The sequence below is a fragment of the Novosphingobium sp. MD-1 genome (assembly GCF_001014975.1).
Lineage (GTDB): Bacteria > Pseudomonadota > Alphaproteobacteria > Sphingomonadales > Sphingomonadaceae > Novosphingobium.
The window spans coordinates 1-22,818 of sequence record NZ_BBXA01000025.1 but is presented as its reverse complement, the minus strand read 5'-3'; the positions used below and the strand labels follow the sequence as shown (position 1 = coordinate 22,818).

Annotated in this window: 22 protein-coding genes and 1 riboswitch; of the genes, 5 read left to right on the top strand and 17 right to left on the bottom strand. The window is 66.6% G+C overall.

What is annotated here, in order from left to right; genetic code table 11:
• The first annotated feature begins 11 nt into the window (after positions 1-11).
• Both NMD1_RS08325 and NMD1_RS08320 read left to right on the top strand, forming a co-directional pair.
• Positions 12-734 (top strand): 1-acyl-sn-glycerol-3-phosphate acyltransferase, encoded by a 723-nt coding sequence (locus tag NMD1_RS08325; protein ID WP_233497444.1) that lies wholly within the window; start codon positions 12-14, stop codon positions 732-734.
• The gene (locus NMD1_RS08320; RefSeq protein WP_125954388.1) at positions 727-2,016 is read left to right on the top strand and encodes an NRAMP family divalent metal transporter; all 1,290 of its coding nucleotides are present in this window, start codon (positions 727-729) and stop codon (positions 2,014-2,016) included. Before NMD1_RS08325 ends, NMD1_RS08320 begins: the two co-directional genes overlap by 8 nt.
• Here NMD1_RS08320 and NMD1_RS08315 read toward each other — a convergent pair.
• The 16 genes from NMD1_RS08315 to metA all read right to left on the bottom strand — a co-directional run bounded on the left by NMD1_RS08315 (position 1,999) and on the right by metA (position 19,560).
• Positions 1,999-2,955 (bottom strand): prephenate/arogenate dehydrogenase family protein, encoded by a 957-nt coding sequence (locus NMD1_RS08315; protein ID WP_125954387.1) that lies wholly within the window; start codon positions 2,953-2,955, stop codon positions 1,999-2,001. The two genes, NMD1_RS08320 and NMD1_RS08315, sit on opposite strands and share 18 nt — an antisense overlap.
• Positions 2,952-4,082 (bottom strand): histidinol-phosphate transaminase, encoded by a 1,131-nt coding sequence (locus tag NMD1_RS08310; protein ID WP_125954386.1) that lies wholly within the window; start codon positions 4,080-4,082, stop codon positions 2,952-2,954. The genes NMD1_RS08315 and NMD1_RS08310 overlap by 4 nt, the downstream gene beginning before the upstream one ends.
• A 60-nt stretch (positions 4,083-4,142) precedes the next feature.
• Positions 4,143-6,275, bottom strand: a complete 2,133-nt coding sequence (locus NMD1_RS08305; protein WP_125954385.1) for a bifunctional diguanylate cyclase/phosphodiesterase — start codon at positions 6,273-6,275, stop codon at positions 4,143-4,145.
• A gap of 339 nt (positions 6,276-6,614) precedes the next feature.
• Positions 6,615-8,027, bottom strand: a complete 1,413-nt coding sequence (locus tag NMD1_RS08300; protein ID WP_125954384.1) for an ammonium transporter — start codon at positions 8,025-8,027, stop codon at positions 6,615-6,617.
• A gap of 23 nt (positions 8,028-8,050) precedes the next feature.
• Positions 8,051-8,389, bottom strand: a complete 339-nt coding sequence (locus tag NMD1_RS08295; RefSeq protein WP_124810512.1) for a P-II family nitrogen regulator — start codon at positions 8,387-8,389, stop codon at positions 8,051-8,053.
• A gap of 174 nt (positions 8,390-8,563) precedes the next feature.
• Complete coding sequence (locus tag NMD1_RS08290; RefSeq protein ID WP_125954383.1) at positions 8,564-9,295, bottom strand: endonuclease/exonuclease/phosphatase family protein; 732 nt, start codon at positions 9,293-9,295, stop codon at positions 8,564-8,566.
• 55 nt (positions 9,296-9,350) lie between these two features.
• Entirely contained in the window at positions 9,351-10,220 is an 870-nt protein-coding gene (locus NMD1_RS08285) for an alpha/beta fold hydrolase (protein WP_124810514.1), read from the bottom strand.
• A gap of 79 nt (positions 10,221-10,299) precedes the next feature.
• The gene (locus NMD1_RS08280; protein WP_125954382.1) at positions 10,300-11,820 is read right to left on the bottom strand and encodes a peptide chain release factor 3; all 1,521 of its coding nucleotides are present in this window, start codon (positions 11,818-11,820) and stop codon (positions 10,300-10,302) included.
• Positions 11,821-11,877: 57 nt separating this feature from the next.
• Positions 11,878-12,273, bottom strand: coding sequence for a hypothetical protein (locus tag NMD1_RS08275; protein ID WP_125954381.1), 396 nt, complete (start codon positions 12,271-12,273; stop codon positions 11,878-11,880).
• The gene (locus NMD1_RS08270; RefSeq protein WP_125954380.1) at positions 12,270-13,169 is read right to left on the bottom strand and encodes an aldose 1-epimerase family protein; all 900 of its coding nucleotides are present in this window, start codon (positions 13,167-13,169) and stop codon (positions 12,270-12,272) included. The genes NMD1_RS08275 and NMD1_RS08270 overlap by 4 nt, the downstream gene beginning before the upstream one ends.
• Positions 13,170-13,235: 66 nt before the next feature.
• Complete coding sequence (gene pheT, locus NMD1_RS08265; protein WP_125954379.1) at positions 13,236-15,641, bottom strand: phenylalanine--tRNA ligase subunit beta; 2,406 nt, start codon at positions 15,639-15,641, stop codon at positions 13,236-13,238.
• On the bottom strand, positions 15,638-16,738 hold the full coding sequence (gene pheS / locus NMD1_RS08260) for a phenylalanine--tRNA ligase subunit alpha (protein WP_125954378.1): 1,101 nt from the start codon (positions 16,736-16,738) through the stop codon (positions 15,638-15,640). The genes pheT and pheS overlap by 4 nt, the downstream gene beginning before the upstream one ends.
• A 63-nt stretch (positions 16,739-16,801) precedes the next feature.
• Complete coding sequence (locus NMD1_RS08255) at positions 16,802-17,689, bottom strand: AraC family transcriptional regulator (protein WP_125954377.1); 888 nt, start codon at positions 17,687-17,689, stop codon at positions 16,802-16,804.
• A gap of 203 nt (positions 17,690-17,892) precedes the next feature.
• Positions 17,893-18,255 carry a 50S ribosomal protein L20 gene (rplT, locus tag NMD1_RS08250; protein ID WP_124810520.1) on the bottom strand — a complete coding sequence of 121 codons (363 nt, stop codon included), beginning with the start codon at positions 18,253-18,255 and terminating at the stop codon, positions 17,893-17,895.
• A 13-nt stretch (positions 18,256-18,268) separates the two neighbouring features.
• On the bottom strand, positions 18,269-18,472 hold the full coding sequence (rpmI, locus tag NMD1_RS08245; protein WP_124810521.1) for a 50S ribosomal protein L35: 204 nt from the start codon (positions 18,470-18,472) through the stop codon (positions 18,269-18,271).
• 179 nt (positions 18,473-18,651) lie between these two features.
• Positions 18,652-19,560 carry a homoserine O-succinyltransferase gene (metA, locus tag NMD1_RS08240; RefSeq protein WP_199558090.1) on the bottom strand — a complete coding sequence of 303 codons (909 nt, stop codon included), beginning with the start codon at positions 19,558-19,560 and terminating at the stop codon, positions 18,652-18,654.
• Between the two features lie 49 nt (positions 19,561-19,609).
• Positions 19,610-19,717: riboswitch (SAM-I-IV-variant riboswitch) on the bottom strand.
• A gap of 142 nt (positions 19,718-19,859) precedes the next feature.
• Here metA and NMD1_RS08235 point away from each other — a divergent pair.
• The 3 genes from NMD1_RS08235 to NMD1_RS08225 all read left to right on the top strand — a co-directional run bounded on the left by NMD1_RS08235 (position 19,860) and on the right by NMD1_RS08225 (position 22,275).
• A complete protein-coding gene (locus NMD1_RS08235; protein WP_124810523.1) occupies positions 19,860-20,036 on the top strand; it encodes a bacterioferritin-associated ferredoxin in 177 nt (58 codons plus the stop codon).
• Between the two features lie 125 nt (positions 20,037-20,161).
• Positions 20,162-20,641, top strand: coding sequence for a bacterioferritin (gene bfr / locus NMD1_RS08230; RefSeq protein WP_124810524.1), 480 nt, complete (start codon positions 20,162-20,164; stop codon positions 20,639-20,641).
• A gap of 431 nt (positions 20,642-21,072) precedes the next feature.
• Entirely contained in the window at positions 21,073-22,275 is a 1,203-nt protein-coding gene (locus tag NMD1_RS08225) for a DUF4238 domain-containing protein (RefSeq protein WP_233497443.1), read from the top strand.
• 158 nt (positions 22,276-22,433) lie between these two features.
• On the opposite strand, the gene NMD1_RS08220 is transcribed toward NMD1_RS08225, so the two are convergent.
• Positions 22,434-22,818, bottom strand: a 385-nt coding sequence (locus tag NMD1_RS08220; protein ID WP_147457739.1) for an ATP-binding cassette domain-containing protein, incomplete at its 5' end; no start/stop codon positions are given.

Here is a 22,818-nt window from a genome sequence, read left to right as displayed (position 1 = left end):
CAAGCGCCACCATGACGTCTCCGATGGCACCGCCGCAGCCGCGCGGCAGCATCCTCGATATCCCGCGCAGCCTGGCGTTCTACCTGGTGTTCTACACGGGCACGGTGTTCCTGGTGATCTGGGTGGCGCTGATGATGTCCGTCTCCGAACATCGTTTCCGCTCGGCCATCCGCAGCTGGGGCAAGTATCACCGCGCCTGCTGCCGCTATCTGCTGGGCATCCGGCGCGAAAGCAACGTCGCCCACCCGCGCGGCGGCGTGCTGTACGCGATCCGGCACGAATCGTTCTACGAGGCGATCGAGCTGCCCGCCACGTTCGATACGCCGGTGGTCTTCGCCAAGATGGAATTGATGCGCCTGCCGCTGTGGGGCAAGGCGGGGGTCCGCTATGGCCTGATCGGGGTGGAGCGCGATGCCGGGGCAAAGGCCCTGCGCACGATGCTGACGGAGGCGCGCCGGCTGATCGCCAACGGCCGTCCGCTGGTGATCTTTCCCGAAGGAACGCGCGTGCCGCACGGTTCGGCCGCGCCGCTGCAATCGGGCTTCGCCGGCCTGTACAAGCTGCTGAACCTGCCGGTGATTCCGGTCGCGGTGAACAGCGGCCCGCTCTACCATCGGCTGTGGAAACGATCGGGCACCGTCCGCTATCACTTCGGCGAGGAGATTCCCGCCGGGCTTCCCCGCGACGAGGTGGAGGCGCGGGTTCTGGCGGCGCTCAACGTGCTGCATGACTGACGCCCCCGAGCCGCCCGAAGAAGCCGGCGAAGAAGCGCCGCCCCGCCGTTCCCCTCTCGCGGTGCTGGGGCCGGGTCTCGTCACCGGCGCGGCCGACGACGATCCCAGCGGCATCGGCACTTACAGCCAGGTCGGCGCACAGTTCGGCTATGGCATGGCGTGGACGCTGCTGTTCAGCCTGCCGTTGATGACCGCGATCCAGGAGATTTGCGGCAGGATCGGCGCAGTATCGGGGCGGGGCATCGCCCACAACCTGCGCGACCATTACCCCCGGCCGCTGCTGCGCGGCGTGGTCATGCTCCTGCTGATCGCCAACGTCATCAACCTGGGTGCCGACCTGGGCGCGATGGGCTCGGCGCTCACCCTGATCCTGCCTGGCCCCGACATGCCGTTCATCATCGGCTTCGGGCTGCTCAGCATCGCGCTGGAAGTGTTCGTCAGCTATGCGCGCTATGCCAGCATTCTCAAATGGACCACCCTGTCGCTGCTGTCGTATTTCGCGGTGGCGGCCGTGGCGCACGTATCCTGGGACGATGCGGCCCGGGGCGTGCTGATCCCGCACCTGGCCTTCGACAAGGCCAGCGTGATGGCATTGGTGGCGGTGCTGGGCACCACGATCAGCCCTTACCTGTTCTTCTGGCAGGCCGGGCAGGAAGTGGAAGAACAGCGCCGCCGCCACACCAAGCCGCTCTGCGTGGCGCCGCGCACCGCCGGCGCGGAGCTGCGCCGCATCCGCATCGACACGCTGGTGGGCATGGTCTTTTCCAACCTGACCGCGATCTTCATCGTCATCGCCACGGCGGCAACGCTGCACCGGGCAGGCATCACCGAAATCGACAGCGCGGTGCAGGCCGCCTCCGCGCTACGTCCGCTGGCCGGAGACTTCGCCTTCGTGCTGTTCGCGCTGGGCATTGTCAGCACCGGCCTGCTCGCCATTCCGGTGCTGGCCGGCTCGGCCGCCTATGCCGTCGCCGAAACCTTCGACTGGAGCGAGGGGCTGGATCGGCGCCTGCGCGAAGCCAAGGCGTTCTATGCCGTGATCGCGCTGGCCACGGCGGCGGGCATCGCGCTCAACCTTCTGGCGATCGATCCGATGCACGCGCTGTACTGGGCCGCGGTGGTCAACGGGCTGCTGGCGCCGCCGCTGATGGTGGTGACCATGCTTATCGCCCGCAATCCGCGCGTAATGGGCGCCTTCGTCATCTCGCCGGCGCTGGCGCTCGGCGGCTGGCTTTCCACCGCCGTGATGGCGGCCGTAGCCCTGCTATTCCTGCTGGCCTGACCGTCGGTCCGTGCCCTCGTCGTGAACGCGGCCGAAATCGGGGCGCGCATCGTCCTGGCCCTGCTCGATGATCGAGCGGCGGATCGCGCGGGTGTGGGTGAAGTGGTCGAACAGCGCCGCGCCATCGCCGACCCGGATCGCTTTCTGCAGCCCCATCAGATCCTCGGTGAAGCGCTGGAGCATGTCGAGCACGGCATCGCGGTTGTTCAGGAACACGTCGCGCCACATCGTCGGGTCCGACGCGGCGATGCGGGTGAAATCGCGGAAGCCGCCGGCCGAATACTTGATGACCTCGCTCTGCGTCACCGCCTCGAGATCCGACGCGGTGCCGACGATCGTATAGGCGATCAGGTGCGGCAGGTGGCTGGTCACGGCAAGCACCAGATCGTGGTGTTCGGCATCCATGATATCGACGCGCGCGCCCAGCGTTTCCCAGAATGCGGCCAGCCGCGCCAGCAGCGCCGGATCGGCATCGGCGGGTGGCGTCAGGATGCACCAGCGGTTGCGGAACAGCGTGGCGAAGCCCGCGTCCGGCCCGCTCTGCTCGGTCCCGGCAACCGGGTGCGCGGGGATCACCGCATGGCCCGGCAGCGCGTCCGCCAGCGCGCGCGCCACGCTGGCCTTGCTCGATCCCACGTCGGTCACCAGCGCGCCCTGCGGCAGGTCCGTCGCGAGTGCCCGTGCGGCAGCACCCATCGCGCCCACCGGCACGCACAGTACGACAAGGTCCGCTTCGCGCACCGCCTCGCCCGCGCTTTCGGCGATCGTATCGTACAGCGCGATCTCCCGCGCGCGCCGGCGCACGGCGGCATCGGCGTCGAAGCCGCTTACCGTGGCATCGGGCGCGTAGGTCTTGACCGCGCGGGCGACCGATCCGCCCAGCAGGCCCAGCCCGATCACCGCAACGTGGCGGAACGGCGCGGGCGCGGACGTCGTCACTTCGCCGTCTCGCACATCTGCCGCAGCGCGGCCGCGATCTCGTCCATCTGCGCTTCGGTGCCGATGGTGATGCGCAGCGCCTGCGGCAGCCCCTGCCCCGGCAGCCAGCGGGTGATGTAGCCGTGCTCCATCAGCCCCAGATAGGCCGCCTCGGCGCTCAGCGCGCCTTCGAACAGGATCAGCACGAAGTTCGCCTCGCTCGGCAACGGACGGATGCCGTGGTTGCCCAGCGCGTTGAGCGCCGCCACGAACTTCGCGCGCTGCGCGGCATTGTGCCGGCGCGATGCCTCCACGAAGCTTTGGTCCGCCACCGCTGCCAGCCCGGTTGCCTGCGCCGTCAGCGACAGGTTGAAGGGGCCGCGAATGCGGTTGAGCATGTCGACGATCGCGGCGTCGCCCGTCGCCCAGCCGATGCGTTCGCCGGCCAGGCCATAGATCTTCGAGAACGTGCGCGTCACCAGCACATTCGCCGCGCTGACCGCCAGGGCAAGCGCGCCATCGTCATCGTCCGGCGCGACATATTCGGCATAGGCCTGGTCGATCACCAGCAGCACGTCCGGGCGCAGCGCGGCGTGGAGCCGGGCGATCCCTTCGCGGGGCAGGAAGCTGCCCGTGGGATTGTTGGGATTGGCGAGGAACACCACCCGCGTCCGCTCGGTCACGCAGGCCAGTAGCGCGTCGACGTCGGTGCCATAGTCCGCGTCTGGCGCCACCACCGGCGCCGCGCCGCACCGGCGCGCGGCGATGTCATAGACCGAGAAGCCATAGCGGACGTAGACGATCTCGTCCCCCGGCCCGGCGTAGGCCTGCGCCGCGATGTGCAGCAGTTCGTCCGAACCGGTGCCCATGACGATGCGATCGGCGGAAATGCCGTGCAACGCGCCCAGCGCGGCGCGCAGATCCTTGCTGTCGGGATCGGGATAGCGCGAAGGTTCCCCCGCGCCGTGCCCTGCACCACCACGCGCCGCGAGCACGGCCGCGCTGGTGCCCAGCGGGTTCTCGTTCGCCGAAAGCTTGATCAGCGGACGCCCGTCGGCCCCGGTGGACTTGCCGGGAACATAGGCGTGGATCGCCTTGATCCATTCCTTGGGTTGCGGCCGGTCCGGGGATGTCTGCGCGTCTGCCATGATGCGCCGGGCATTAGGCGGCGTGGACAAATTCCGCAACGGGTAGCCCGCGCCTGCCGTTCAGGCCGCCTCGGTGCGCAGGGCGGCTCCGTTCCATTCGCTCGCCAGGCTGAACGCGGGCAGCATGACGCGGCCGTCCTCGCTGCGGGTGATCAGCATCGGCCCGGCATGGCCCGGCGTCTGGGTCAGGCCCGCCGCCGTCAGGGCATAGGGCGAAACGCGATGGCGCGTACACAGCCCGCCATTGCCATCCGCCACCATTTCCTGTTCGAACTCAACACCTTGCTGGTGCTTGCGCGAACGGCGCACCGTGGCGATGACCAGCTGGCCGTCACCCAGATCGAGCACGAATTTCGTGCCCAGTGGCACGTCCACCATGCCCTCGATCAGCGCGCCGGATACCGACAGGTTGCGCAGCACGATCGGATAATAGTGATCTTCGTGGATCGCGCCGATCCGGCGGAACATCGCCTGCCGGTCATGCCGCTGCCGCGCGGGTCCGGACGGGGCGATGATCCATCCATCGCCATCCAGCCGGGCCAGGAAATCGTCGTTGGTGATCGCGGGGCTGTAGATGAAGCCCTGCACATGGCTGACTTCCAGGCTTTTCATCAGATCGAACTGGTCGAACGATTCGACGCCTTCCGCCGTCGTTTCCATGTCCAGCGCCTTGGCCAGCGCCACGATCGCGGCGATGATCGCGCGGTTGCGCGATCCCGAACCCGTCGCGCCGCGCACGAAGCTCTGGTCGATCTTGATCTTGTCGAACGGCGCGGTCTTCAGATAGGCGAGCGAGGAATAGCCGGTGCCGAAATCGTCGAGCGCCAGGCGAACGCCCAGATCCTTCAGCGCCCGGAACATCGCGTCGGTGGTCCCGCCTTCCTGCAGGAACACGCCTTCGGTGATTTCCAGTTCCAGCCGGTCGGGCTCCAGCCCCGACGACGCCAGCGCACTCGCCACCAGCGCGGGCAGCGACGAATCCGCGAACTGGATGGGGGAGACATTGACCGCCACGCGCGCGTCGCCCGGCCATGAGGCCGCGTCTTCACACGCCTTGCGCAGCACCCATTCGCCGATGCGGCAGATCAGGTGCGATTCTTCGGCGATCGGGATGAACCGCGCGGGCGAAATCCAGCCCTGCTCAGGATGATTCCAGCGCAACAGCGCCTCCATCCCGACGATCTGGTTCGACGTGGCTTTCACGATCGGCTGGTAGTGCAGTTCGAGCTGGCCTTTCGGCAGCGCGTCGATGAGGTCTTCCTCCAGCACGCGGCGATCTTCGGCCGCCTTCAGCAGATCGTTCGAAAAGAAGCGGAACCGGCCGCGTCCGCTGCCCTTGGCGGCATAGAGCGCGAGATCGGCGTTGCGCACCAGTTCCTCGCTGGCCTGCCCGTCGAACGGCGCGACCGCCACGCCCACCGACGCGCCGATGGTGCAACGGCTGCCTTCGATCGAATACGGCTGCGAGATGCTGCTGATGATCGAGGTGGCCATGTCGCCCAGCACGCCGCGATCTTCCTGATCGGGCAGGATGACCTGGAACTCGTCGCCGCCCAGGCGGCAGACCTTTTCCTTGTCGCCCACGATCTTCACCAGACGATCGGCCACCTGCTTGAGCAGCGCGTCACCGGCGGCGTGGCCCAGCGTATCGTTGACCTGCTTGAAGCGGTCGAGGTCGATCAGCATGATCGCGCAAGAGCGCCGCTGCAGTGCGTAGGCGGTTAGCGTGCGTTCGAGCACTTGCGTCATGCGCCGGCGGTTGAGCAGCCCGGTCAGCGGATCGTGCATGGCCAGCCGCGAGCTTTCCTCGGCGGATTCGCGCTCGCCGGTAATGTCGGCACAGTGCCCGCGAAAACCCGTGAAGGTATTGCCATCGCTCTGCGGTTCGCCCGAGATCGACCACCAGCAGCCCCGTCCCCCGGCCTCGCTCCGGGCGATCACGCGCTCGAAGCGGCCCCGGCGGGCCAGCGCGAAGGACAGCGCCCGCTGGCTGTCTCCTTCGGCTTCGCGATCGGGCGGCAGGAACAGCTCCAGGAAAGGCCGGCCAATGAGGCCGTCCTCGCCGCCGCCGAGCAAGGCCTGCGCGGCGGGCGACATGTAAGTCAGCCGCCCCTCGCCATCGGTCGTCCAGAAACTGCCGAGGCCCAGATCCTCGTAAGCGAAACAGAGAGCCGCCGCATCCCCTTGCGACATGCGCCGCGCCCGGGAGTTTCCTTCTCCCGCACCGGACCGACGCCCCAACAGACTTCTTAGCTTGTTGCTGCCCACTACGTAGTCTTTCGTATGCTCTGGGTGTTGAGCCGAAGTGACCTCAGTATCGACCAGCGGTTGCAAAGCTCTTAAGCGCCGCGCATTTTTCCGACGGTGGACCTTTCCGGGCGCCTGTCGCGCCCTCCTTTTGCGCCAGACAATAAAAGAGGCCGGAGTGGGCTAGCACTCCGGCCTTAGTCTGTTCGCAGGAGGAACATCGTCTGGCGGGGTCGGGGGAGAGAGGGAGAGGATCACACCCCCCGCCCCGCCAAGCTCGGTAACTCAGTAGTTGTAGGCGCGTTCGCCGTGCTCGGTGATGTCGAGGCCTTCGCGTTCAGCCTCTTCGCTGGGACGCAGACCGATGGTCTTGTCGAGGGCGAAGAAGAGGATCGCGGAGACACCGCCCGAGAGGACCAGCGTCAGCAGCACGGCCTTGATCTGGGTGAAGACCTGGGCCGCCATGTCGTACTTGCCGGCAACGGCGGGGAACACGGTGTAGTCCACCCAGCCCTGGCCGCCGAAAGCCGGGTTGGCGACGATGCCGGTGCCGATCGCGCCGACGATCCCGCCGATGCAGTGCACGCCGAAGACGTCGAGCGTATCGTCGTACTTGAGCGCGTTCTTCACGGTCGAGACGAACAGGAAGCAGATCGGCGAGACGACGAGACCCAGAATGATCGAGGTCATCGGCGCCGCGAAGCCGGCGGCCGGAGTGATCGCGACGAGGCCGGCGACGGCACCCGAGGCGGCACCCAGCATCGAAGGCTTGCCGTGCTTGATCTGCTCGACGATCGCCCAGGAAACGGCGGCGGCGGCCGTGGCGACGAAGGTGTTGATGAAGGCGAGCGCGGCCAGGCCGTTGGCTTCGAGGTTCGAACCGGCGTTGAAGCCGAACCAGCCCACCCACAGCAGCGAGGCGCCGATCATGGTCATGGTCAGCGAGTGCGGCGGGGTTGCTTCCTTGCCATAACCCACGCGCTTGCCGATCACGAGGCAGCCGACGAGGCCGGCGATGCCCGCGTTGATGTGAACGACGGTGCCGCCCGCGAAGTCCAGCGCGCCCCAGCCATAGAGCAGACCGGCATCGGTCGGCGCATCGGCCAGGAAGTCAGGACCGGCGAAGTACCACACCATGTGGGCCATCGGGAAATAGACCAGCGTCAGCCACAGCACCGTGAAGATCATTAGCGGCGTGAACTTCACGCGTTCCGCGAACGCGCCGACGATCAGCGCCGGCGTGATGCAGGCGAAGGTCATCTGGAAGATGACGTAGGCATATTCGGGAATGTAGACGTTGTTCGAGAACGTCGCGGCGTAGGTCGAGGCCGAAACGCCGGCCAGGAACATCTTGGAAAGGCCGCCGAAGTACGGCGAACCGCCGGTGAAGGCCATCGAATAGCCCCAGCTCACCCAGCACAGGGCGGCGACCGACACGATCATGAAAACCTGCATCAGCACGCTGAGCATGTTCTTGGTGCGGACGAGACCGCCATAGAACAGCGCGAGTGCGGGAATGCTCATCAGGAGGACGAGCGTGGCCGAAAGCAGCATCCAGGTGGTGTCACCCTTGTTGACCATCGTGGCCATCTGCTCGGCGGTCGGCGCCTTGATCGGGCCGGCCTGTGCGAAAGCGGCGGTAGAAGCGAAGAGCGATACGCCCACGCCCGCAACGCCACTGATCATCTTACGGATCATATGGGTTCCCCTCGTGTCGGAAATCAAAGCGCGGTGTCCCCGGATTCACCGGTGCGGATGCGCGTGGCGGAAGCGAGATCCAGAACGAAGATCTTGCCGTCGCCAATCGCTTCGGTGCTGGCGGTCTGCTGGATCGTCTCGACGATCTGCGGAGCGAGGTCATCGCTGGCCGCAATCTCGATCTTCACCTTGGGCAGCATGTTGGTGGAGTACTCGGCGCCGCGATAGATTTCGGTTTGCCCCTTCTGCCGACCGAAACCTTTCACTTCCGACACCGTCATCCCTGCCACGCCCAGAGCCGACAGTGCTTCACGCACTTCGTCCAGCTTGAACGGCTTGATGATGGCGATGATGAACTTCATTCACGCCCCCCTTTCCAGGCCTCTACGCCGGGCGACCCGCCGGCGAGATTTCTCAAAGCAAAGGGCGTGCCATTTACCGAAAGTTCAGGAATCCGAGGATTTTTGGACGCAAATTCGCCCACGCCGGCCACGATCAGCCCGAATCTTGTGCAAAACGGACCTTTTGCCTAATTTTTAGGCAGGCCGCAGCGCCAGGCGCGCCCAAACGGGCAGATGATCGGAACCGACCGCCGACAGCGCGCTGTGGTGCACGCCCAGGTCTTCCACCTGCCATTCGCCGCTCACCACGATCCGGTCGAGCTGGGCCACCGGCCGCCGCGCCGGAAAGCTGCGTCCCGGTGCCAGCAGGCGCCAGCCTTCCTCCAGCCCGCGAAAGGCGCCGCGCGCCGCCGACCATTCGTTCATGTCGCCCATCAGCACGGTGGGCGCCGCGCCGGCGCAGCGCTCCACATGATCGCAAATCGCCTGCAACTGGTGCCGCCGGCGCAAGCCCGACAGATCCAGATGCATCCCCACCACCCGCAGGCGGGCCTGCCCCACGCGCAGGTCCGCGCAGATCGCACCGCGCGGTTCCAGCGTCGGCAGCGGCACCGCGCCCACCGCGTCCACCGCGATCTCGCGGCGCACCAGCAGGACGTTGCCGTGCCAGCCGATGCTCGCCGGGCGGGCGCCACCGCCGCGTCCGGTCATCGCCCCGTTCGGGGCGATCGGGCGCCAGGGGCTGTGCTCGAGGATTGCCTGGCGCGAAAGCACCGCCTCGCGCGTGCCGAACCGGCGATCGGCTTCCTGCAGCGCGATCACGTCCGCGTCGATCTCGCGCAGGATGCCCAGGATGCGATCGGGATCGCGGCGCCGGTCCAGCCCTACGCCCTTGTGGATGTTGTAGCTGGCGAACGTAAGCCGCACCGCCGGGGCCGCAGTCAGCGCAAGGCGTTGAGCGCCGGCACGACCGGACCGGCGATCACAGGAAGTCCTTCAGCGTCTTCATGAAGCGGCCGAACTGGTCGTGGTGCAGCCAGTGCCCGGCGTTCTCGAACTCGATCACCGTGGCGTCGCGGAAATGCCGGATGCGCCCGTCGCGCTCGGGGTTGCCCGCCCACGAATCCGCACCATTCAGCAGCAGCGTGGGACAGGTGATCGCTTCCCACAGCTCGTGCTTGCGCTCGTTGCTGATGTCGAACGGATGGTCGAGGTGGACGTAGGGATCGAACTTCCAGGTGAACGTCCCGTCCTCGTTGCGGTTGATCCCGTGCTTGGTCAGGTGCCGCGCCTGCTCGTCGGTCAGATAGGGGTTTTCCGCCTTCATGCGCGCATAGGCGTCTTCCAGCGTGGGATAGCGGCGCGGCAGGCGGCCGGCGGCCTTGCGCTTTTCGGCGATGTATTCGCGGATGCGCCGCGCGAAGGGCACGTCCTTCATCCGCATTTCCCATTCGGGCGTGGGGAAGATGCCCTCGATCGCCACCAGCTTGCGCACGTCTTCGGGAAAAAGACCGGCATAGCGCAGCGAGACGTTGGCGCCCCACGAATGCGAGACGATCGTCACCGGCGCCAGGTTGAGCTGGTGGACGAGCTGCGCCACGTCATAGACCATGTCCATGGTGCGGTAATTGCCGTCGGAAACCCATTCGCTGTCGCCATGGCCGCGGTGGTCCATGGCGATGACGTGCCAGTCCTCGCGCAGGGCCTCGGCCGTCCAGTCCCAGCTGCGGCAATGGTCGCGCCCGCCGTGGATCAGCAGCAGCGGCGGCTTTTCCGTGTTGCCCCAGTCGACATAGTGCAGCCGCAGCCGCTGCGAGACGAAGCTCTGCGAAGTGGGTCCCAGCAAATCCATCCTTCCCTCCTGCCTTTTCGTTGGGTGCAGTGCAACAGGAGACGCGCCGGAAGTCCACCCTTATGGCGGCGGCCGGCGGCTATCTTTCCTTGGTCGCGGAAAAGGCCAGCTCGGGGTTGCGCTCCTGCTGGTAGCCCACGTCCCAGGCCGAGCGCGCCAGGAACACCGGATCGCCATCGCGGTCCTTGGCAAGGTTCGACAGGTTGAAATCGGCAAAGGCCTTCAGCGCCTCGGGCGAGCCTTTCAGCCAGCGCGCGGTGTCGAACGGCGATGGTTCCAGCACCGCTTCCACCTTGTATTCCGCCTCCAGCCGCGAAATCAGCACGTCGAGCTGGAGCTGGCCGACCACGCCGACGATCCACTGCGCGCCGATTTCCGGGTAGAACACCTGGATCACGCCTTCTTCGGAAAGGTCGTCCAGCGCCTTGCGCAGCTGCTTGGTCTTGGTCGGGTCCTTCAGCGCCACGCGCCGCAGGATCTCGGGCGCGAAGTTGGGCAGGCCGGTAAAGCGCACGTCGTTGCGTTCGGACAGGGTATCGCCCACGCGCAATGTGCCGTGGTTGGGAATGCCGATGATGTCGCCGGCTTCCGCCGTATCGGCAATCTCGCGGTCCTGCGCGAAGAACAGGATCGGGGAATGGACCGCGATCGGCTTGCCGAGCCCCGACGGAGTCAGCTTCATCCCACGCTTGAACGTGCCCGAAACCATGCGCATGAACGCGATGCGATCGCGGTGCTGCGGGTCCATGTTGGCCTGCACCTTGAACACGAAGCCGGTCACGTCGGGCCGCTCCGGCGTGATCGTGCCCTGTTCCGACGATTGCGGGCGCGGCGGCGGCGCGTATTTCGCGATCGCGTCGATCAATTCGGCCACGCCGAAGTTCTTGAGCGCCGATCCGAAAAACACCGGGGTCAGGTCGCCATGGCGATAGGCTTCGAGATCGAATTCGGGATAGCCCGCCTGCGCCAGCTCGATCTCCTCGGCGATGTCATCGGGAATATCGGCCGCCGGCTCCACCTTGCCCAGGAATTCGCGGCTGTCGCCCTCGGGCCGGCTGATCTGGTTGGTGGCGAGGTTCAGCACGCCCTGGAACAGGCCGCCCATGCCGATCGGCCACGCCATCGGCACCACATCGAGCGCCAGCGCATCGGCCACTTCATCCAGCGTCTCGAACACCGAGCGGCCTTCGCGATCGACCTTGTTGACGAAGGTGATGATCGGCACCGAACGCATCCGGCACACTTCGAACAGCTTGCGCGTCTGCGGCTCGATGCCCTTGGCCGCGTCGATCACCATGATCGCCGAATCGACCGCGGTCAGCGTGCGGTAGGTGTCTTCGGAGAAGTCCTCGTGGCCCGGCGTGTCGAGCAGGTTGAAGACGATGCCGTCCTTCTGGAACGTCATCACCGAGGACGTGACCGAGATGCCGCGCTGCTGCTCGATCTTCATCCAGTCCGACCGCGCGCGCCGCGCCTGCCCGCGCGCCTTGACTTCGCCCGCGAGATGGATCGCGCCGCCTTGCAGCAGCAGCTTTTCAGTCAGCGTGGTCTTGCCCGCGTCAGGGTGCGAAATGATGGCGAAGGTGCGGCGATTGGACATGGGATGCGCCCCTAGCCGAGGGGCCGCCCGGCGTCCATCGTCCAGCGGGCCAGGACGCTAACGCTGGCCACCCAGACAGGCTTTCAGCGCCGCCGCTTCCCCGGCATCGAGCGCGCGACCGCCTTGCGCCGCGATTTCAAGGCGACGCCGCGCACCCTGATCGATCACGTCCACGCGCAGGGTCCGCGCCGCGTTCCACGCCCGCCGATGCCCCTTCGTCTCCGGTACGGCGCTCCAGCCGCCGGCCAGCGGCACGCGCTGCATCATGCAGCCTTCGAGCTGCGCCGCCGCCAGCGCCGAATTGGCGAACAGGACGTTGCGGATCTCCGTCTCCTGCCGATGCCGGCCGTAGGTGCCGGCGAAGACCAGCAGCACCGCCAGCACGCCCAGCAGCAGTATCCACGTCCGTCTGGCCGAGCGCGGCGGCGCGGTTTTGGTGGTGACCTCGCTCACGCCGCCCGCACCGTCACGTCCATGCGAAAATGGCGCCGCTCGCCCGGCGGCAGCAGCACCATGCCCGGCCGCTCGCGGAAATCGCCGGCGAAGCCCACCGCATCGGCATGGCCCTGCCACGGTTCGATGCACAGGTAGTTCGCCCCCGGCTTCTGCCACAGCCCCAGCATCGGCGTGTCCGGAAACGCGATGTCCAGCCACGATCCGCCGTCCGCGCCATAGCACAGCGCCCGGCTGGCGAGGTCGTCCCAGATCAGCGCGTCGGCGGCGAACAGGTCGGGCGAGAGCGCCAGTTCCCGGCCCTTTACCGGGGTGGCGCGCGGTTCGGGGGCTACCAGTCCGCTGGCCGCGTCGAGTACGCGCAGGGCGGCCGGCTCGTCCCGTTCGAACACCACGCGGTGCGCCGCCTTCGCCGCGCCGCCGGGCAGCGGCCAGGCGAACGCGGGGTGATACCCGAACGCGAACGGCAGCGGCCTTGCGCCGGGGTTGGACACGGTGGCGGTCATGCGCAACGTCGCGCCGTCCACCACGAAGGCCATCTCCAGCACGAAGGCGAAGGGATAGACCGCGCAAGTCGCCGCGCTGTCGGTCAGGCGAAAGGTGACGCGATCGTCGTCCCGCGCCGCCAGCTCGAACGGCATCCGCCGCGCGAAGCCGTGGCGCGGCAGCGTGAAGGTATCCCCATCGATGCGATAGCGGTCCCCCGCCAGCGCCCCCACGATCGGGAACAGCAGCGGCGCGTGACCGGTCCAGAACGCCGGATCGGCATCGGTCATGAACTCGCGGCCCTGGGCATCGCGCAGCGACCACAGTTCCGCGCCCAGCGGATGGACCCGCGCGGTCAGCGCGCCGGACGCGATGGTGACGAGGTCTTCGGGTACGGGATTTTCAGGCATGGTCCCTCACGGCAAGCCGTCCTCCTGCGCAGGTGCAGCATGGCGGCTTGCGCGTGATCTGTCGACCTATCCGCGCAGCACGCCGCCCAGTTTGCCCGCCGCCGCGACCACCTTGTCGGCAATCGCCTTGAGCGCGGCATCGTCGTAGCTCTTCTCGCCCGGCTGGAGCGTGACTTCCACCGCCAGCGACTTCTGCCCCTCGGGCACGCCCTGGCCGCGGAAATCGTCGAACAGCCGCGCCGCGACGATGTTGGCCTTGTCGGCCCCCTTCACCGCGCGGACGAGGTCGCCCGCCGGCACGCCGGCAGCGACCAGGAAGGCGAAATCGCGCGTCACCGCCTGCAGCGCGGGCGGCGCATAGTGCGGCCGGGCGAAGCCGGGCGCGGCCTTCTTCGGGGGAATACGATCGAGGAACAGCTCCACGGCGGCGACCGGCCCGTCGAGATCGAACGCCTTGGCGGTCGCCGGGTGCAGCATGCCAAAGCGTGCCAGCACCGTCTTCGGCCCCAATCGCAGCGTGGCCGACTGGCCCGGATGGAACTGCGGCCCGGCCTCGCCCATCACCTGCAGGTTGTCGACCGGCGCGCCGGCTTCGGCCAGCAGGGCCAGCGCCTCGGCCTTGGCGTCGAAGGCATCGAAGGCCTGCGCCTTGCCGCTCTTCCAGCCGCGCGGGGTCTTTTCCCCTGCCAGCACCACCGCGAGGCTCAACTTCTCGTCGCTCGCCCCGGCCTCACCGCGCAGATAGCGGCGGCCGATCTCGAACAGGCCGACGGACGCCGCACCGCGATCGAGGTTGCGCCGGGTCGCCGAAAGCAGGCCCGGCAGCAGCGACGGGCGCATCGCCTTGAGGTCTTCCGAAATCGGATTAGCCAGCACCCACAGCCCGCCATTGCCTTCGGCGAAATGCTCCGCCTCGCCTTCGGGCAGGAACGACCAGGTGACCGCCTCGTTCAGCCCGCGCGCGGCGGCCGCGCGGCGCACGCGCCGTTCCACGATCTGCGCCGGCGTGGCGGTGGGCTTCGCAACCCCGTCCGCGCGCGGCAGCGGGGTGGAAGGCACCGCATCCAGCCCGTGCACGCGGATCACTTCCTCCACGATGTCGGCCGCGCCATCCACGTCCGGGCGCCAGGTGGGCACGGTCACGGTCCAGCCGGACCCTTCGCCCGCCGCCGCCTCGAAGCCCAGCGCGGCAAGAATGCGGCGCTGTTCATCCTCGGCAACCGCCACGCCGCCCAGCCGGCCGGCCAGCGCCGGATCGTAAGCCACGGTCTTGCGCGCCAGCGGCGGCGCGCCCACGCGCAGCACCTCGGACGCTTCGCCACCACAGATGTCGAGGATCAGCCGCGTCAGCAGCTCGATCCCGGCATCGAGGAACGCCGGGTCCACCCCGCGTTCGAACCGGCCGCGCGCATCGCTGGTTAGCGCCAGCGCCTGCCCGGTGCGGGCGATGCGCGCCGGATCGAAATAGGCGACTTCGAGCAGGACATCGGTGGTATCGTCGGCGCAGCCCGAATGTTCGCCGCCCATGATGCCGGCCACGTCGTGCACGCCCGCCGCATCGGCGATCACGGTCATCGTCGAATCGAGCGTGTATTCCTTGCCGTTGAGCGCGACGACCTTCTCGCCATCGGTGGCCCGGCGCGCCACGACCGCACCGTTCAGCTTCGCCAGATCATAGGCGTGCGCCGGGCGGCCATAGGCGAGCATGACGTAGTTGGTCACGTCCACCAGCGCCGAGATCGGGCGCTGGCCGGCGCTCTTGAGCCGGTCCTGCAGCCACTGCGGCGAAGGGCCGTTCTTCACGCCCCGGATCACGCGGCCATAGAACGCGGGGCAGCCTTCGGCGTCCTCGATGCGGATGTCCACCGGGCACGCGAACGCGCCCGCGAAAGGCGTGGCATCCACCGGCTTCAGCGTGCCCAGCCCCGCGGCGGCCAGATCGCGCGCGATGCCGTACACGCCCATGCAATCGGGCCGGTTGGGCGTGATCGCCACGTCAAACACCGGGTCCGACCCCAGGTAGTCGGCAAAGGTCGCGCCCACCGGCGCGTCGGCCGGCAGTTCGATGATGCCATCGTGTTCCTCGCCAAGGCCCAGCTCGCGCGTGGAACACATCATGCCGTTGGATTCGACGCCGCGAATGGCCGACTTGCGCAGTTCCATGCCATTCGCGGGCACGACCGCGCCAGGCAGGCCCAGCACACCGACCAGCCCCGCGCGCGCATTGGGTGCACCGCAGACCACCTGGAGCGGCGCGCCGTCTCCCAGATCGACCGACAGCACCTGCAGCTTGTCCGCCTGCGGATGCTTTTCCGCCGTCAGCACGCGCGCGATGCGGAACGCGCCCAGCGCAGCGGAGGCATCCTCCACGCCTTCGATTTCAAGGCCCAGCGCAGTCAGCTTGCGCGCGATGGCATCCGCGTCGGACCCAGTATCGAGGTGGTCCTTCAGCCACGAAAGCGAGAACTTCATGCCTTCACCCCCACGCCGCCGGAAAGCGTCGGCACATCGAGCGCGCCGAAACCGTAGTGCCGCAGCCAGCGCACATCGCCATCGAAGAACGCGCGCAGATCGTCCATACCGTATTTCAGCATGGCCAGCCGGTCGACGCCGGTGCCGAAGGCGAAGCCCTGCCATTGATCGGGATCGAGCCCGCCGAATTCGATGACGCGGCGGTTGACCATGCCCGAGCCCAGCACTTCCATCCAGCCGCCGTTTGCGACGTCACCGCCGCCGCCAACCACGCGCTTGCCGTTGACCACGGTATAGCCCACGTCGACTTCCACCGACGGTTCGGTGAACGGGAAATAGCTCGGGCGCAGGCGCAGCACGATGTCGTCGCGCTCGAAGAACGCCTTGAGAAAGGTTTCCAGCGTCCACTTCAGGTGACCAAGGTGGATGCCCTTGTCGATCACCAGGCCTTCGATCTGGTGGAACATCGGCGTGTGCGTGGCATCGCTGTCGCTGCGATAGACGCGGCCGGGCGCGATCACGCGCAGCGGCGCGCCCTGTTTCAGCATCGCGCGGATCTGCACCGGCGAGGTATGCGTGCGCAGCAGCATGGCGCGCCCTTCCGCATCCTTGTCGGGGAAATAGAAGGTATCGTGCATCGCCCGCGCCGGGTGCGTTTCGGGCATGTTGAGCGCGGTGAAGTTGTGCCAGTCGTCCTCGATCTCTGGACCGGACGCCACCGCGAAGCCCATGTCGGCGAAGATTTCCGCCAGCTCGTCCATCACCTGGCTGACCGGATGGACCGATCCCCTGGGCGCTTCGGGCGCGGGAAGCGAAAGGTCCACCGTCTCGGCCGCCAGCCGCGCATCGAGCGCCGCTGCCTCAAGCGCGCCCTTGCGCGCGGCCAGCGCGACGGTCACCGCTTCGCGCGCGGCGTGGATCTTCGGGCCTTCGCTCTGGCGCTGTTCCGGGGACATGCCGCCCAGCGTCTTGAGCAGGGCGCTGACCCAGCCCTGCTTGCCGAGCGCGGCTACGCGGATCGCCTCGACCGCTTCGGGCGTCGCGGCATCCGCGATCGCGCCCAGCGTTTCGGCCTGCTGTTGTTCAAGCTGTTCCATCGCCGGTGCCGCTAGCGCCAAACGGTGCGGAATCAAAGGGCGAAACGCAGCGCCCCCGTTGCATCAGTCCCCGGTCCGCGCCGGCAGGTGCAGCGCCTGCACGGCCGCGCCGGCCGCCTCGAAGCGCGCGCGCATCACGGCCGACAGCACCGGACGCGGATGCGCCACATAGGCGCGCGGCGTCATCCCCATGAACCGCCGGAAATCGCGAACGAACTGCGCCTGATCGTGATAGTGCCCGTCGATCGCGCCGATCCACTTGAGTTCGGGATCGAGCATGTACTGCGACAGGCTGCGCATGAAGCGCTGCCGCCGCAGCAGCAGGCGCGGGGCGAAGCCGAAATAGCGGCGGCAGATGCGCTCGATGGTGTACGAAGCCAGGCCCGTCGCTTCGGCCACGTCCGCCACGGAGCCCGTTTCCGGATCGACGATCGCGCCATGGATGGCCACGATCCGGTCTTCATCGGGCGCCGGCATGTCCGCGCGCGCCGCGAAAAAGGCGGTGATCCGTTCCAGTTCCGCCGCTTCGTCCACGCACGCGCCGAATACGCCGTCGATCAGCGGACCGAACTGGGCGAAGTCAGGCTCCGCGCAGGGATCGAAGATGCGATCGGCCCAGAGATGCGCCGGCGCCCGCGCGAACTTGGCCCAGCCCAGCGGCAACAGGCCGATGCCCCATATGCGGCAGCGGCCGGCGGTGAAGCGGATGGTCGTGCTCGTCGGCCCGGTGCCGATCGCGGCAATGCCGGGCGGCCCCTTGATCCCCGCGATCTCCGCTTCGGGCGTCACACCCTGGAACAGCCGCAGGTTGGCCCATTCGGGATGCAGGTGATCCTGCACCCGCTGCCCGTCGGGAATGTCGATCTCGGTGAGGTAAAACGTCGTGAAATAGGGGCGCAGCGCCAGGGGCGGCTGATGGAAACGAACCTTTACGCGGCAATCCGCTGGCAATCGCGCGACCCTTCGGAATCGTTGCTAGGTAGCAATCCGTTACAAATCGCCATAATCGTTTGTTGCGCGCTGCAAAAGCCTCCAGATCGGCGATATTGTCACGCAGGTTAGCAGAATCGGGGGTAGTTTCTGATTTTCCAGCAAAAAGGGCATTGGTCCAGAACGGACCAATGCCCTTTGATGCGGTTCGCGATGCGAACGGCTCAGGCGGCGGGAAGCGCTGCCTTGGCCTGCGCGATCACGGCGTTGAACACGCCGCCTTCGTTCATCGCCAGATCGGCCATCGCCTTGCGATCGAGTTCGATCCCGGCGAGCTTCACGCCGTGGATGAACTGCGAATAGGTGAGGCCTTCGGCGCGGACCGCGGCGTTGATGCGCTGGATCCACAGGGCGCGGAAGGTGCGCTTCTTAACCTTGCGGTCGCGATAGGCGTACTGGCCGGCCTTTTCGACGGCCTGACGGGCGACGCGGATCGTGTTCTTGCGACGGCCGCGGTAACCCTTGGCCTGGTCCAGAATCCGCTTGTGCTTGGCACGGGTGGTAACACCACGCTTGATACGGCTCATAAGTCAGCGCTCCTCAGTTCAGCCCGTAGGGCGCCCACTTCTTGATCACCTTCGCGTCGGCGTCGGAAATCACTTCCGTGCCGCGGTTCTGGCGGATGTACTTGGCGTTGTGGCTGATCAGGCGGTGGCGCTTGCCGGCAACGCCGTGCTTCACCTTGCCGGAAGCGGTGATCTTGAACCGCTTCTTCACGCCGCTCTTGGTCTTGAGCTTGGGCATTTTCGTCTCCTAGATTCGACGCGCCAGATTCGCCGTGGCAGCCCTTTCAGCCAGGCGAATCCCGAATGGTGTGTCGGTTGAAGGAGGCGCCCATAGTCAGGTCCGCCCGGAAAGGCAAGCGGGCGCTGGCTTTGATGCCGCACCTACCCCTTCCTGGCGCCCCTTCCTGGCGCCCCTGCTCAGCGCCCGCCCACGTCGGCCAGATCGAACGGCGTGGTCTGGTAGGTCTCGTTGATCCAGTTGCCGTAGAGCAGGTGCCCGTGGCCGCGCCAGGTGTTGGCGGGCGCGGCCTGCGGATCGTCGCCGGGGAAGTAGTGCCGCGGCAGGTAGTGCCCTTCATCGCGCGCATATTCGCCCGCCAGGGTCAGCGTATCGTATTCCAGGTGGTTGAACATGTGCAGCGCGCGGTGGGCGGGATCGTCGATCAGGCACAGCCCGGTCTCGGCGCTATCGGCCAGCACGCGCAGCCCGCGCCCTTCGGGCAGGTCGGTGGCGCGCACTTCGCTCCAGCGCGAAACGGGCACGTCGAACACATCGGGCAGCCCGCGCATCCACGGGCTGGCCGGCGCGCGGTTGTCATGGCGGAACACGCCCGAGGCCTTGGCCGCCAGCCCGTGCTTGGGCACGCCATGGAAATGGTGCAGCGCCGCCATCGCCCCCCAGCAGACGTTGAGCGTGCGGTGGACGTTGACCTGCGACCAGTCGAAGATGCGCCGCAATTCGTCCCAGTAGGTCACTTCCTCAAACGGGATCTGCTCCACCGGCGCGCCGGTCACGATCAGCCCGTCGAAGCGTTCCCCGCGCACGTCCGCCCAGGGGCGGTAGAATTCGGCGATGTGCCCGGCCGAGGTGTTCTTGCTGACGTGGTCGGAAATGCGCAGCAGTTCCAGTTCCACCTGCAGCGGCGTGGCGCCCAGCACCCGCGCGATCTGGGTTTCGGTGGTGATCTTGTCGGGCATCAGGTTCAGCAGCGCGATGCGCAGCGGGCGGATATCCTGCCGCGCGGCTTCGGTTTCGCCCATCACGATCACGCCTTCGGATTCGAGCGTGCGGCGGGCGGGCAGGTTGTCGGCAATCCGGATCGGCACTGTCCTGGCGTCTTTCTTCTCGTCCTGTGGGGAAAGACGCCGCGCGTGTCCGTGTCCGTTTGGTTGCCGGATCGGCCACATCCTCCTTGCGGAGCGCCACCTTGCCCGGATCGGCAGGTTGGCGTCGGGGCGTCCACCCCAACTCTTGATGCGGGAGCCGCTCTATCGCGGAACGCAACGCTTGGCAATCGGGACTGTCCCGGAGGGCGATGCCAAGAGGATATTCACGGGCAGCCCTTGCTATTGAGACTGCCTCGCATTAAAAGATGTTCCGTCGATCGAGAGAATCGGGTGTCCTGATGTACGTCTGCATCTGCAATGCCATTCGCGAGAAGGACCTGCGGGGCGCCGCGCGGAGCCATTCGGGCGATGCCGAAGCGCTCTACGCCCGGCTGGGCTGCCAGCCCCAGTGCCGCCAGTGCCTGGACGATGCCGAGGATGTGGTGGCCGACGAGCGCGCCTGCGCGCTTGCCTGACCACTGGCGCCTGACCGCAAGCGCCTGTCCTTACCGCCGCCCTTCGCGCGAATCGTTCGCGCTTGGCCGATGGGCGCGGGCCGCATAGGCTGCAGCCCACCCCGGACGTTTGAAGGAGCCGCGCCATGAAGGGCGACGCCAAGGTCATCGAATTTCTCAACAAGGCGCTGTTCAACGAACTGACCGCCATCAACCAGTACTGGCTGCATTTCCGCCTGCTCGACAACTGGGGCATCAAGAAGCTCGCCCAGTTCGAACGGCACGAATCCATCGACGAGATGAAGCACGCCGACCAGCTGGCCGACCGCATCCTGTTCCTCGATGGCCTGCCCAATTTCCAGGCGCTGGGCCGGCTGCGCGTGGGCGAATCCGTGGAGGAAATCCTCAAGGCCGATCTCGCGCTGGAAATGGAGGCGATCCCGCTGCTCAAGGACGCGATCGCCCATTGCGAAAGCGTGCGCGATTATGTCAGCCGCGATCTGTTCCAGCACATCCTCGAAAGCGAGGAGGAGCATGTCGATACGCTGGAAAAGCAGTTCGACATGATCGCGCGCATGGGCCTGCCAAACTACATCCAGCTCAACAGCGAAGCGCCCGAGGACTGAGCCCATACCCGCGACATTGCGAGCGCAGCGAAGCAATCCAGGGTTCCGCGTGACGCTCTGGATTGCTTCGCTGCGCTCGCAATGACGAAGCAGGAAAACCGGACAACTGCCAGCAAGGAAGGGCGGTGCGGAAGGACCGCCCGGCCAGACGCCAAGGCATCTGGCCGGAGCTTTTCAGTCCTGCGGTTGCTCCTGACCGGCTCATGCCCGCGAAAGGCGGACGCGCCGCCAGCCCCGGAACATGCCCCGTGCCGAACAGGTCGACCGGACAACACCAATTAGGAGCATACCACAAATCGGCCCGGAAAACAGCCGGTTTTGGTGCGATGGCGTGTTTAGGGCCGGGTGGCCGGGCCTGTTGGCTGGCGCCGACGGACAGGAGAGAGCCGGCAACCGGATATTAACTGTCAGCGTCGAACGAAAACCGGAACTTGCCGTTGCGGGCGGGGATTGATGCGAGCCGACGGCTCGGGATGCCTATTGGCGATGACGCGCGCCTGACAATACAGGAATTCTCGCGCTATATCCGTTTTGGTGCATTTCTGCGTGCGACAATCTTGCCCGAAACGCCGCCATTCGCAGCGAATCGAATCGATCCAAAGGGCACGTTAGCAAACGATTTAGAAAAGGGTTTAGCGCGAGGGCGCAGACATCCTGATAGTCTTGGCCTCGGACAAGCCCGTCACTATCATCCGAGAATGTCTGACCCGAAACGTCATCACTACTTGCCCGAATTCTACCAAAAGGCTTGGATGGGTAATGACAACAAGGTCACTGTCTACCGGCGACGCCACGCAGGGAAGCTCGACATCCAGCGCAAAGCCCGGAAGTCAGTTGGTTGGGAGAGGGAACTCTACTCCGATCTCAGCGAAGCAGACCCCGAACTACGTCAACGAGTAGAAAGCGGCTTTTTCAAGCAGGTCGATGGCCTCGCCTATGAGGCACTCGCGGAGATGCTGAGCACAGCAGCGCCTCCCATTGACCAGCTAAGGGCGAACGCATGGGCGAGGTTCCTTATGTCGCTGCTGCACCGCCATCCGGCTAGGATGGCACTACTCCGCCGGGCCGTCGAACTCAACATGGAGGAAACCTTAGAAAGAGCCCGCCAACAATATCCGTCCCTCAAAGGAGAGAACGACCCGGAGAGTTTCGATGAGTACATCTCGGCTTCGCGCGGGCGACTTCAGGAGAATGTACTGGCGCTACTCTTGCCCCGCATCGTCGACTCACAAAAAGTCGGCAACGCGCTTCTCGAAATGACCTGGGGCGTGGGCGCCGCCCGGGGAACCAGATTCCGATTCCTGACGAGCGATCGTCCATTGATGACGAGCAACGGCCTCGGCCACCGCGAAAGTTTTCTCGTGCTGCCGATCTCACCGGCGTCATACTTCATCGCAGCCAGACGCAGGGAGACGATTGAGGCTTTCCGGCTCTCGAAGCCGGACGCTGTCATTGCAGGCGTTAATCACGCCGTCTGTCTCCAAGCCGAGGAGTTCGTCATCAGCTACGACGAAGCGCAGACAACGTTCGTCGACAACCGACTGGGCGGATCTCCCTTTCACCCGGTTGTCCGTGACAGCCAGGGATCGATTTTTTGGGACAATCCGTATAGGTTAGATCCGTGGATCACATGACGGGAGTCCGGTCGGTAATTGAAAGATTGGGATGTGCACGCTCTTAAATATAGGCCAGCTACGCCGGCTGCATACGCCCGGAAGCTCCACTAACCCAACTCCTCCGCTCGACACCTCGATCCCTCGACTAGCCCGAACGGCTTCGGCCTCAACACCCCTCACAACCCAATCCCCCGCGTAACCCCAACCGCGTCCCGAAACGCCGCATCATGGCTCACCAGCAGCAGCGCGCCGTCGTAGCCGCGCAGGGCCTGTTCGATCACTTCGATGGATTCGATGTCGAGATGGTTGGTCGGCTCGTCGAGCAACAGCAATTGCGGCACTTGCGCGCCGGATAGCACGCAGGCGAGGCCGGCGCGCAGGCATTCGCCGCCGCTGAGATCGCGCACCGGCCGGTCGCCCTCCACGTTGCGGAAGGCGAAGCGGGCGAGCGCGGCGCGGGCGGCGTTTTCGGTGAGGTCCGGGTTGCGGCGGCGCATGTTCTCCACCAGCGTCGCCCCGCGATCGAGCAGGCTGACCGTCTGGTCCAGCAGGGCGAGCGGC